This window comes from Mycobacterium sp. MFM001, from assembly GCF_003402475.1.
Lineage (GTDB): Bacteria > Actinomycetota > Actinomycetes > Mycobacteriales > Mycobacteriaceae > Mycobacterium.
This window is the reverse complement of the sequence record NZ_BFAB01000011.1, coordinates 149081-160533: the sequence shown is the minus strand read 5'-3', so window position 1 is coordinate 160533 and position 11453 is coordinate 149081. Positions and strand designations below refer to the sequence as shown.

The following is an 11453-nucleotide window of genomic DNA, read 5'->3' as shown; positions in this document are numbered from 1 at the left end:
TCTTGACATGAGGCAACAGGCCGACAAGTTTTCCGTTCGCGCGTCCAGGGCCGCGGTTATCCCCAGTTGGGCATTCATCCACAGTCTGATCGCCGTGCGTTGGGTTCGAGCGATAACCGCCGTCTGCTGTAGGCTTTCGACCTGCCGCCAGTGTGCTTTCGGCGGCACCGGGCTGTGGCGCAGTTTGGTAGCGCACTTGACTGGGGGTCAAGTGGTCGCAGGTTCAAATCCTGTCAGCCCGACCAAAATTAGCGCAGGTCAGAGGCGATTTCGGAGGAATCCGGGGCCGCCTCGATTGCGTTCTACGGCCTCCATACGCCAACGCATACGCCAAACCCGCGGCCGTTCGCGGACATTCGTCGGTATCGGTGGACGTGGAACTGAATAGAGGAGGTGGTGATGTTCAAGCTCCATTTGGCGAAACCACCGGAGGGGTTCACCACCCGCCGCTCGGGCTCTAACCCGAGCTGATGCCCCTTCGGTTATCTCCTCGGCTGAAGCTCGTCAGATCCCTAGTTTTGCCGCGAGGCCGGCGACTGCGGCCCACGCCGTGTCGTCGGATGTGTGGCGGTACACGTCGCCGGTAATAGCGATGGATGAGTGCCCGAGCAGGTCGGCAACGGCCTTGATGTGCATACCCGACTCCAACCACGCGACGGCCGCCGAATGCCGCAGAGGGTCGGCGGATCGCCGCCGCAGCCCGAAAGGCCGACATCGAAGCCGAGGTCAACGAGGCGATCAACAAGGGCAAGATCACGGCTGGCTGGCGCAAGCACTGGACCACCCTCATTGAAAACGACGACCACATGGCCGATGTGTTGGCTGGCATGGCGCCCGAAACCGCCGTGCCGGTAACCGAGATCGGGTACGGCACCAACGTCGCCAACTTTCGGAGTTGGTCGCTGAGAAGGCTGCATTCATGAAGGACAAAAGCTTCGCAGAAGAACGCGAGGTCCGAATTGTGCAGCCCGGACCGCTGCGTAACTTCTTCACCCCTAGTAAGTACGGCATGATGCCCCGCGTGAAGATCCCACTCGTAGACGGTGCATTGACGACGATTACAGTGGGTCCCGGTGCCCACGCCGACCTCAGAATGCAGCCGCTTGCAATGTATGTGGAGCGGAACGGGTTCAAGGGAATCAAGCCCGGCGAAGGCGCTGCGCCTCCAAAAGTCCTGTCGTCAAGTATTCCGTACAGCGATTGGTAGCGGCCAGGCCGAGCAATCTGCCTGACCGCCCGCCGAGACGTCGACAGTCGACCGCCCGGCAAGAAATCCGAGCCCCCGGGCCGGCTGACTTCCCCGCGATAGTTAGGAATTTTTTCGGGCGACGCAAAAAACGGAAGACCGGCCGTCGGGATGATCTGTGCCAGGGATGTCAGCGAGCAGATGTGATTCGCCTAGGCAAGCAGAGTGTCGATCTTCTGCTCGAACTCTTGAAGGGCGGTCAGCTTGGGTTGTTGTCCAGCCACTGCTTCAAGCAGGGTCGATCCCTTCGTCCAATTCGTACATGTACGCGTGAACTGACCGAGAATGTACTTGCCTCGCACCAACTTCCACGGCTTTGTGGCGTGCTCGGCCCACCGATCCGATGCGCGCTGAATTGCCGCCTCGATGTCCGCCGTAGTCGGGTTGGAGGGGGGCGAACTCGTCGCACGTAGCAGGTTCAGCGCGTCATCTGCTCGTGAACTTGGCCATTGGATGCCGAAGCTATCGCGTAGTTCTCGTTGCGCCAGTTCAGCGATGGTGTTGTCGCGCTTCGCGGCATAAAGGCTGTCGCGAATTGCTCGCAATGCTTCAACGTCGCGATACTCGGCTTTTGCGTAACGTTGATCGACCATGACCTGCAGTGCCGCGTCGTCTGAAAGGAACGCACCTTCAAGGTCGGCGGTCGGCAAGATGCAAACATGAGGTTCGAGTACTGCATCGAGTGTTGGCGGCTCAACATCACGGTCAACTAGACCAACGACGGGTACGTCGTACTCGAGTAGGTGCTTGACGCGTTGAAGCACACCGCGCCGGCCTTGACCTTGTTGCACCGCGGCGCGGGCTAGGCTAGGGAATAACGCTTTTAGAACCACATCGTCGGAGTCACCTTCAGTTACCACTAGCAGTTCCGACTGGGTTAGCGCGCTGGCTTTGAATCCGGTGGTTTTGTAGAGCTCAATAAGGCCTGACTCGTTCGCCACACGCCTTGCGGCGGAGTCGTAATCGAGTCTGACGATCGAATCGGTCGGGATTCGGTCCAGGATGGCCGGACTGTGTGTGGCCAAGATGAGTTGGCCTGTGTGACCGGTGCCGCTCTCAAGGGCCTCGATGAGCCGGCGACTTAGGTTTGGGTGCAAGTAGGCGTCGGGCTCGTCAACAAGGACCACGCTGTGTCCCGCTCCTGCCCTGAGAACCCTGCTCATGATTACTAAGGCTTGTCGTTCGCCGCTGGATAGGTCAGGCACTGCATGAACGTCGCCATTGGCGAGTTGGATGCGCAATTGGTCCGGGTGCTGTTTGCTCAACGGTAAGAGCTTTTTCGGATGCAAAAGTGCGTTGACCGTCTCCACGAACTCGGGCCATTCAACCCGCGACAGGGGCGGCGCGGGTTCCTCATCCGGGTCGTCGTCCAACCGATCGGCTACGCACAAAGCTTTGGCAAATTGCTCGAACTCTTGGTCGTCTAGCCTTCCGTAGTTCTGGATCGCGGCGCGGGACTGCGCCGTCTGCTGATAAGCGAACGCTTCGGCGAGCTGCGCGAGGTCGATACCGGCGGTGCCAGCCGGGAGCAGTCGTCGCTCCGCCGGCAGATACATCGGGTTCAGATTCGGGGCGATTTGCAACAGGGCCTGGTGGGTTCCGAATTGTTCGAGGGCTGTTACTGCGGGCTTGGCAGCACGTTGCGTGCCGACCATGTCGCTGCGGGTGGCTGTGAGCTCAACGGTTTCGGGGATTTCAGGTGAACCCCACCCGACCTCTTCACTAAATGCAACCAGGGCGTCGCGGTCCGTTTGGTCGAGCTCGACCTCGAGGGTTGCCTCGGCCTTTGCTTTGTGACGTGGTGGCGGCAAATTGCCTGCCCAGTGGCTTAGCATGGCTGCAAGCAGCTTTGTCTTCCCGGTACCGTTCGGACCCGCAAATGCGACAACAGGTGACTTTGGCAGCTCGATCCGCTGGTCAACAACGCCGCCGATGTTGCTAACCGTGATCGCCGTGAACCGCATGGACGCACACTAACTTCGTCACCAATTCAAGCTCCACCCCCCGCGGCGTGTGTTGTGAGGCATACGCCAACCACATTGGTTTCGGGCCGGTTCGTCAATGTCCGCCGATGTCGTGAAAGGCCACTGACCGGCGCAGACCGGTTGCCGGTGAACACCCGCGCAGCGCGTTCGGCTATCTGGGGTCAAGTGGTCGCAGGTTCAAATCCTGTCAGCCCGACACTGTCAGCCCGACCGAAGAAGTGCCTTCCTCACTTCGCATCCAAATCGCTTAGTGCGCAACATGTTCCGGTTCCTCCGCGATGTCGATGCGCTGTTGGAGCTCGCGCAACCGTTCCTCGGCGTGTTCCAGTTCAGCGCTGATGGTGGCGAGTTGACGCCGTAGGCAAGCGATGTGCCGCTGCTCGACCGCCCAGCTGTCACGCAAACAGGCGGCGGACTCACTGGGTGTCTGCCCCGCCACCCACTTGCTCTGAATGACGGCGCGCCGTTCCTTGGCCTGTTCACGAGAAACACGGCCTCTGGAGAACGCGACAAGGTAGTCAGCTTGGGTGATCGGAAGGAGCGGCGGCCATTCCCGCACTCCTTGCATGGCGGCGCTGCACGCCTTGTCGTGTTGCAACGTCACGTAGGCCGCCACATTGCGCCACATGCGGTTGATAACCCGCCCGACGCATCCCGCATTCACTCCCAGCGGGATTGTGTAGTCCTGCGGCGCGAAATCCTCAGGCTCGACTGCACGGCCGTCCACCGTAACCACCCCCATCCGCGCGCTCCCCCACGCGGGACCAACCTCATACCCCCAAGCGCCCAGCAATTAGACTCACGCCAGCTAATCCGCCAGGGCTAGGTATTAGCTGAGTATACGCTGTTTCACTGATGCTCAGCGAAACCCCAAAGCCGTCAGGTCTCTTCTTCCCGATTCCCGCGGCTGAGGCCCCAGGCGACGAGGACGACCGCCAGCGCCAACGCCCCATAGCCCAGCGCCGAGGGCCACCAGGGTCCGGAGGAGTGGCCGGGCTCCTCGAGCGCGGCCAGCGCCACCAAGTAACTGCCATTGTCGATCGGCCCGACGCCTGGCAGCGACTGAGTCTTGGTCACCTTGATCTGGGTGTTGCTCCCGGGATCGTTGATCTGACCCCACGCAAATGTCGAGTCGTCGAGCAGGAAAGTGTCCCGGCTGCCCGCGGACTGGCTGTCGTCGCGGCCCACCAGCTGTACCTGGCCGACTGCGACGGTCTTGGCATCCGCGGGAACGTCGGCCACGACGTCTCGGTACACCTCCGGGGGCGCCGGCGGCTTGTAGTCCGGTGGTGGGGGGCCGTCCCAACCCTCCGGCGGTATCCATGCCCCGCCGTTGAAGCTGCCCGTCGCCAAATGGCTTTCGCCGACCGCGGTGAACGGGAACAGGCCGGCGACGGCGGCGTCGAGCACGATCCGACCGCCGGCCGGCACATACGCCTCCCGGTAGGCGCCGTTGTAGAAATAGCGGAAGGTCATCGCCTCATTGAGCGGGTTGTAAAGCATCGGGCGGTGGTAGGCGTCGTAGTCGATGTAGTCCCAATGGCGGGGGCGCGGCAGCGACTTGTTGTCGGCCTTTACGACGTCGACGTTGCCGTTGTGGGCGTCGACCACGGTCTGCACCTGGTGATTGAAATCCACCACCTGCAGCATCTTGTCCATGCTGGGATTAACCCGCGTGGGCGGTGCCTCCTTCGCGGCCTTGACCGCCTGCGGTGGCGCATCCAGTCCCATCGGCGCCGCCACCACTGGGGCGTTTCGCGACACCCCCGGCGGCAGCGGATTGATCTTCGGGCCATGAGCCGGAACCGTGGGCGGACTCGGAACGACCTGCGTCACGCTCGGCGGCGGGGGCTGGGGCACAGCGGGCAGCGGGGGAGGTGGCGGAAGCTGCACCGGCACGCTGCTCGACGGCGGCTGGGCCGGGCGGGGCGGCGGCCCTTCTTCGTAGCACGACCGGGGCGATCGAAGGTGATATTCCGACACCCAAAACAGACATTCGTCGCAAAAGCTGGGATTCGATCCGGCGCCGACGCAGGGAGCCCCGTGTGCCACACCGGGTGTGGTGGCTACCGCCAGCAGCGGCGCAAGAGCTATGGCGGTTGCCGCCACGATGCGGAGTGCTTTCATCTCCGTCGATCATGTCAGCCCGGCGACGATCCGGGCTACTGCTGCCCTGTGATGCCTTGCAGATCGTCGCGGATGCCCTGCAAAACGCCTTCGATTCCTTCCAGATCACCCTGGATGTTCGGCAGGTCGGGGAGAGGAGTCTGGGAAGCGTGCTGCATCTCGTCGGAGCTTGTCGGTAGGTATTGCGGGCAGTACGAGACGATGGCACCTGCAGTCACGTAGGCGCTTTGGTTGGCATCCCACACCGACGATTGCTGCACGAAATGGACGGCGTCCTCGAAGTTCTGTTGCTGCGCGAGGAAGTCGCAGACCGCATGCCCATGGCTCGTCACATATTCGCGACTGGGGATCGGCACCTGCTCCTGTTTCAATGCGCCGATGAACGCCTTGTCGACCATGTCGAGCGGCGGCGGCTGAGCTTTCGGCGGGGCCGGCTGGGGTGGCGCGTGCGACGGTGCCGGCGGCGCTTCCGCCGGCTGCTCCGGCGGCGGTGTGTTGTGGAACGTGAACATCACCACGACCACCGCGACGACAGCGATCAGGGACAGCGGCAACGCCGCGAGCAGGCCGAAGCGCCGTTGCACACCCTTGAGTCGGTAAGGCCTGACGTTGGACGCTTGACGCGCCTCGGTGAGGGCGGCCTCCGGAAGATGTCCCAGGCGCTCGTCGAGAAGTGCGTCGAACTCACGCGTGGACGGCGCACCACCCTGCTCGCGGGTGGACTGGCGCGCTGCTGCCAGGCGCCGCAACTCGGCGTCGATCGCGTCCCGATCGCGCATGATCTGAGCGTAAATCAGCCTGACGTGGTTGACGGACGTCTTGCCGGATGGTTAGTGCGTCTTCTCCCAGCGCTGGCAGCTGTGTGTCAGGAATGCGACGTCGCTCGGCTGAATCGCGACTTCCTGCGGACCGTTGCCGATGTTGTTGTCGATGATGTCCGTGGGATTGAGACTGTGCAGCCTGGCCCAATAACAATCCGATTCTCCTTCGGCGCTCCGACCGCCGGTGCGGTAAGTGCCCAGCTCGATGTCGGTGCCGATCCGGTAGGTGCCATCGGTGTCCATGGTCGTTTTGGGCAGCGGAGCCGCTGGCGGCGGGACGGTGACCGTCACTGTCTTGGTGATCACCGGTTGCACCGTGGACGTCACGGTGGCCACCGAATGGCTTGACCCCCCGCAACCCGCGAGCACCATCGCCGCTGTGGCGATAGCCGTCTTCTTCGCGTGCATTGAAGAAGAGTAAACACTGGGCTGCCGTTTTCGCGGTGAACGACTGGTTACGGTGCTCCCATGACGCAGATCGCGGGCTCGCCGGCATTCACTGCGGAGGAGTCGGCGCGGTATCGGGCGGCGGGTTGGTGGATCGACTCGACGCTGTCGGATGCGGTACGTCGTAACGCCGAAACCGCGCCCGACCGTGTCGCCTATATCGACCACCCGGCAAGGCGCCTGACATCGCGCGAATTCGATACTGCCGCAACTGCTTTAGCCGAACAACTAGCCGGGATCGGAGTCATGCCCGGCGACCGGGTCGCGGTGTGGCACGCCGACTCGGCCGCTATCCATGTGCTGTTCGTGGCCATCGAACGCTGCGGTGCTGTCGTTGTCGGTATCGGTGCGCGCGCCGGTACCCGCGAAGTCACAGCGATACTGCGCAGCACTCAGCCCAAGCTCCTGATCGCCGATCGACAGCGCGGAACAGTGGCGAACATGATCACGCACGTGATGGATGACACGCTTCGTCTGACCACCGACGCGACGCCCGGAACGCCGGCACGCCAACTCGGCCCCGACGACGTCTTCCTGATCAACTCGACGTCGGGAACCACCGGATCGCCCAAATGCGTGGTGCACACGCAGAACCGTTGGCACTACTTCCATCAGAAAGCCGTCGCCAACGGGCTCTTGACGCCGGAGGACATCTTCCTGCCCGTCATACCGACGCCGTTCGGCTTCGGGATCTGGACCAGTCACACGACTCCGATCTACCTGGGCGCCACCGCGGTAACCCTGGAGCGATTCACCACCGCGGCGACATGTGAGGCGATCGCCCGTCACAAAGTCACCGTATTGTGCTGTGTCAGCACACAATTGACGATGCTGATGGCCGATCCCGTCCGCCTGGACTACGACTTGCGCTCGCTGCGCGTCGTTTTCACCGGCGGCGAAGCGCTGCCGTATCGGCCGGCCGCCGCGTTCGAGGAACTCACCGGCGCAACCATCCTGCAGTTCTACGGCTCGAATGAGACCGGCCTGCTCAGCGCAACCACGATCGACGACTCCCAGGAGCGTCGGCTGAGTACCGCCGGGCGCATCGTGCCGGAAATGTCGGTCCGGCTTTTCGACGGCGATCGGGATGTTACGGCGACGGGGCGCGGGCAACCCGCGTGCCGTGGCCCCGCCACCAGCCTCGGCTATCTCGACGGCACCGACCACGACAAGCTCTTCACTCGCGACGGGTGGATGTGGATGGGCGACATGTGCGAGATCGACGCTGAGGGCTACCTGCGGGTCACCGGCCGAACCTCCGACTTCATCCTGCGCGGCGGTAAGAACATCAGCGCCGCCCAAGTCGAGGACGCCGTGATGACCCATCCCGCGATCGCCGTCGCGGCGGCGGTGGCGATGCCTGATCCGGTGTTCGGCGAAAAGGTCTGTGTCTACGCCGAACTCGCGGGCGCCAGCATCGACTTGCCGCAACTCGTCGAACATCTGCTTGCGCTGGGCGTTTCCAAGGAACTGCTACCCGAACGGCTCATTGTCGTCGACGAACTACCGCGATCGTCCGGCGGAAAGATTGCCAAAGGCCAACTCCGCGAGGACATCCGGGCCGGGGAATCTACTTCAGGTGGTGGCTGACGTCACCGACCTGGTCGATGAACATCGTCCGGGTGTCGAACCACCACGTGCCGTCCAGCCGGTGAAAGGTGTCCTTGTAATGCCCAGTCACGATGACCTGCAACGGCAACGCCGGTGTGGCCTGGGTGACGCAGTAATAGGACGTGCTGCTCGCTGTCCCGTCGGCGTCGTCGATATAGAGCTGCACATTGCCGGTGTGGTGTCGGGTTTTTGGAGTGCCGTCCTCGTAGATGCGGATGGCCATCTCGTACATCCGGCGGACCGCGGCGGGCCCGGCGAACACCGTCTCGGGCGGCCCGTTCTCCACACCACAGATACGACCGTGCGCAAACAACCCGGCCACCGCGTCCAGGTTGCCGGCGTCCATTAGTTCGGCGTAGCGGTAGATCAGGTTGGTGATCTCGACTGCGCTGTCACTCACGGCGAATCACCCTGAACGACCCCGCTTTCCGTCGGTCCCACATGCTTGGCCGGTTAGTGTAATGGCCGTGACATCACCGTGGACACTGAGCCGGCTCGGCGACCTGACCGGCCGGCGCATCGTCGTGACCGGAGCAACGAACGGGGTCGGACTGGGCACGGCGCGCGCCCTGGCCAACGCCGGCGCGCACGTGATCATGGCGGTGCGCAACACCGAACTGGGCGAGCAGCGCGCGGCCGAGATCGGTGGGTCGACGTCGGTGGTCAAGCTCGATCTGGCCGACCTGGCGTCGGTGCGCGCTTTCCCCGACCTGATCGACGGCGAGGTGGACGTCCTTATCAACAACGCCGGCACGCTGACGCAGCGCCGCACCGAGACGGCCGAGGGTTTCGAGACGACGCTGGCCACCAACCTGCTGGGACCGTTCGCATTGACCAATCTGCTGCTGCCCCGGGTGCGCTCGCAGATCATCAACGTCGGCTCGGACGCACACCGGTCGGCGACGCTGCGGCTCGACGACTTACACCTGCGTCACCACAAGTGGACGACGATGGGTGCGTACGCCGCCTCGAAGCTCGCGGTGATGCTGTGGGGGCTGGAGCTCGACCGCAGGCTGCGTGCCGCGGGGTCGCCGGTCGTCACGCACCTCACGCACCCGGGTTGGGTGGCCTCGAACCTGTCGCACGTCGGCGACTCGCCGCTGATGTCGCTGGCGCACAAGGCGGTGAAGTTCGTGGCCGGGCGGTTGGCAAACGACATCGACGCGGGCGCGGTGCCGACGCTGTATTGCATCAGCGAGCCGATACCGCCGGGCAGCTATGTCGGTGTCAGCGGCAGGCTCGGTCTGCGAGGCGGCCCGGTGCTCATCGGCCGCTCGGCGGTCGCGTGCGACTACGACGCTGCCGCGCGTGTGGTGGATTTCGCCGAAAAGGAAACTGGCACAGCGTTATCCGTACAGCCAGCGGTGTAGCCGAGTGGCCGAGAGTGATCGCGTCCGCTGGGACGAGAAATACGCCAGCAGCGGGCCGGCGCACGTGGATGCGGTCGGCCTGCCCTCGGTATTCGCCGGCTTCGAAGAGCTGTTCCCGACCGGCGGGCATGCTCTTGATCTGGCCTGCGGGCAGGGGCTTGCCGCCGTGTGGTTCGCTCGTCGCGGCATGGAGGTCCGGGGATTCGACGTCTCGCCGGTGGCCATCGGTCAGGCGCGGGATCTGGCCCGGCGATGCGGCGTCGGCGATCGCTGCCGGTTCGACGTCGTCGATCTTGATCAGGGTCTGCCGAACGGTCCACCGGCGAACGTCATCGTCTGTCACCGGTTCCGGGACCGTCGCCTCGATCGGGCGATCATCGGGCGGCTGGCGCCCGGCGGGCTGGTCGCGATCAGCGCGCTCAGCGAGGTGGGTGCCGCGCCCGGGCCGTTCCGCGCGGCTCCCGGCGAGCTGACCACTGCGTGCGCCGAGCTCGAGCTGATCGCCGCGGACGACGCCGACGGAGTGGCCTGGGTGCTGGCGAGGAGATGAGCGCATACTGAAACCCGTGGCCGGCCAGCTGCAGATGCGCGTGAAGAGTCTGAGCCGTTACCCGGTCAAGTCGATGCTCGGCGAGACGGTGACGACGCTGTTCGTCGACAAAGGCGGGGCCGCGGGCGACCGGCGGCTGGCGCTGGTAGACGCCGCGACCGGGCGGGTGGCAAGCGCCAAACAGCCGCGGTTGTGGCGCGAGCTGCTGCACTTTTCCGCCACCGCAGACACTGGCCGGGTGCACATCCGCGTACCCGACGGAACCAGCGTGGCCGCCGACGAACCCGGTGTCGACAACGTGCTGTCCCGGCTGCTCGGTCGGCCGGTTCACTTGGTGAGCAAGCGTCCGGACGGTGCCACGCTCGAGCGGCCCGACCCCGAGCAGGTTCTGGAGTTCGGCGTGGACGCCGAGGTCGACACCCGCATCGTCGAGATCGCCAAGGCGACGCCGGGCGACTCGTTCACCGATCTCGCGCCGCTGCATGCGATCACCACGGCCACGTGCGAGCGGATCGGTACCGAGGCGCTACGTTACCGGCCGAACCTGGTGATCGAGACACCGCCCGGATACCGGCCCTATGCCGAAAACACCTGGGTTGGCAGGGAATTGACGGTAGGGGAGACCCGGCTGCATGTTTTGAAGCCCACGTCGCGCTGCGCGGTGCCCACGCTCGAGCACGGCGCACTGCCCCGGGCGCCGCATGCGCTGCGCACGCCGGTGGCCGAAAACCGGGTGGACTCGCTGCCCTGCGCTGGCGTCTACCTGGAGGTGCTCGCCGAGGGCACCATCCACGTCGGCGACCCGGTCAGCCTTGGCCCATGAGGGACGGCCGGCGCCTGGTGGCGTAGCGTCGGGGAATGCGCCCTCGTGGCACTCCGGTGCGGCTGACCCTGTCATTGCGCCTCGGCCATGACATCGATGGGGCGTGGTGGCCCCGGACACCGAGCATCGCACGGGAGCTGCCTGAGTTGATCGCGCTTCTCGGTACTCGCTTGGGCGACATCATCGGGATCAACGTCAACTGGTCGGCGTCGCACGGTCCGCCCAAGCTGGACTCTTATGGCTGGGAAGCAAAGCGCCAGCATGTCATGACGATCACCGGCACTAGCGGGAGCGCGACGCTGCTCATCGTGCCGTGTCGGACCGACACCGCACTTGCGGTGCTGGTGCTGCGCCGAGCCGCCGGATTGCCCATCGATCCGCTCCACCTCGATACCCCTGCATACCGAACCGCGGAGGGTGTGGTGCGGGCAGCGCGAGCGCAAAGCACGTGCGCTGTGCCCGCCGAGCTGTAG

At 64.4% G+C, this 11453-nt stretch carries 13 protein-coding genes and 1 tRNA gene; 7 read left to right on the top strand and 7 right to left on the bottom strand.

Annotated elements, in window-relative coordinates:
- Positions 1-168: 168 nt before the first annotated feature.
- Positions 169-245, top strand: a tRNA-Pro gene (locus MFM001_RS18855).
- 259 nt (positions 246-504) lie between these two features.
- On the opposite strand, the gene MFM001_RS24635 is transcribed toward MFM001_RS18855, so the two are convergent.
- Positions 505-636: a hypothetical protein gene (locus MFM001_RS24635; protein WP_192886988.1), complete on the bottom strand. Its 132-nt coding sequence runs from the start codon at positions 634-636 to the stop codon at positions 505-507.
- Between the two features lie 283 nt (positions 637-919).
- Here MFM001_RS24635 and MFM001_RS18845 point away from each other — a divergent pair, with 283 nt between their 5' ends.
- Positions 920-1207, top strand: coding sequence for a hypothetical protein (locus MFM001_RS18845; RefSeq protein ID WP_116376780.1), 288 nt, complete (start codon positions 920-922; stop codon positions 1205-1207).
- 191 nt (positions 1208-1398) lie between these two features.
- Here the strand turns inward: MFM001_RS18845 and MFM001_RS18840 are convergent, their stop codons facing one another.
- From MFM001_RS18840 to MFM001_RS18820, 5 genes are all read right to left on the bottom strand, one after another.
- Positions 1399-3210, bottom strand: coding sequence for an AAA family ATPase (locus tag MFM001_RS18840; RefSeq protein ID WP_116376779.1), 1812 nt, complete (start codon positions 3208-3210; stop codon positions 1399-1401).
- A gap of 268 nt (positions 3211-3478) precedes the next feature.
- Positions 3479-3973 carry a hypothetical protein gene (locus tag MFM001_RS18835; RefSeq protein WP_116376778.1) on the bottom strand — a complete coding sequence of 165 codons (495 nt, stop codon included), beginning with the start codon at positions 3971-3973 and terminating at the stop codon, positions 3479-3481.
- A 137-nt stretch (positions 3974-4110) separates the two neighbouring features.
- Positions 4111-5358: a hypothetical protein gene (locus tag MFM001_RS18830; RefSeq protein ID WP_116376777.1), complete on the bottom strand. Its 1248-nt coding sequence runs from the start codon at positions 5356-5358 to the stop codon at positions 4111-4113.
- A 35-nt stretch (positions 5359-5393) separates the two neighbouring features.
- Entirely contained in the window at positions 5394-6137 is a 744-nt protein-coding gene (locus tag MFM001_RS18825; protein WP_116376776.1) for a DUF732 domain-containing protein, read from the bottom strand.
- Between the two features lie 51 nt (positions 6138-6188).
- The gene (locus MFM001_RS18820; RefSeq protein ID WP_238159280.1) at positions 6189-6587 is read right to left on the bottom strand and encodes a hypothetical protein; all 399 of its coding nucleotides are present in this window, start codon (positions 6585-6587) and stop codon (positions 6189-6191) included.
- A 60-nt stretch (positions 6588-6647) separates the two neighbouring features.
- Between MFM001_RS18820 and MFM001_RS18815 the strand changes: the two genes are divergently transcribed.
- Positions 6648-8216, top strand: a complete 1569-nt coding sequence (locus tag MFM001_RS18815) for a class I adenylate-forming enzyme family protein (RefSeq protein WP_116376775.1) — start codon at positions 6648-6650, stop codon at positions 8214-8216.
- Here MFM001_RS18815 and MFM001_RS18810 read toward each other — a convergent pair.
- Positions 8197-8637, bottom strand: a complete 441-nt coding sequence (locus MFM001_RS18810) for a nuclear transport factor 2 family protein (protein WP_116376774.1) — start codon at positions 8635-8637, stop codon at positions 8197-8199. The two genes, MFM001_RS18815 and MFM001_RS18810, sit on opposite strands and share 20 nt — an antisense overlap.
- Before the next feature lie 67 nt (positions 8638-8704).
- On the opposite strand from MFM001_RS18810, the gene MFM001_RS18805 reads away from it, so the two are divergent.
- Genes MFM001_RS18805 through MFM001_RS18790 form a run of 4 tightly spaced genes read left to right on the top strand, consistent with a single transcriptional unit; the run spans position 8705 to position 11453 of the window.
- Positions 8705-9607 (top strand): SDR family NAD(P)-dependent oxidoreductase, encoded by a 903-nt coding sequence (locus tag MFM001_RS18805; RefSeq protein ID WP_116376798.1) that lies wholly within the window; start codon positions 8705-8707, stop codon positions 9605-9607.
- Positions 9608-9611: 4 nt separating this feature from the next.
- Positions 9612-10157, top strand: a complete 546-nt coding sequence (locus tag MFM001_RS18800) for a bifunctional 2-polyprenyl-6-hydroxyphenol methylase/3-demethylubiquinol 3-O-methyltransferase UbiG (protein ID WP_116376773.1) — start codon at positions 9612-9614, stop codon at positions 10155-10157.
- A 34-nt stretch (positions 10158-10191) separates the two neighbouring features.
- Positions 10192-10980: an MOSC domain-containing protein gene (locus MFM001_RS18795; protein ID WP_116376797.1), complete on the top strand. Its 789-nt coding sequence runs from the start codon at positions 10192-10194 to the stop codon at positions 10978-10980.
- A gap of 35 nt (positions 10981-11015) precedes the next feature.
- Positions 11016-11453 carry a DUF5994 family protein gene (locus tag MFM001_RS18790; RefSeq protein ID WP_116376772.1) on the top strand — a complete coding sequence of 146 codons (438 nt, stop codon included), beginning with the start codon at positions 11016-11018 and terminating at the stop codon, positions 11451-11453.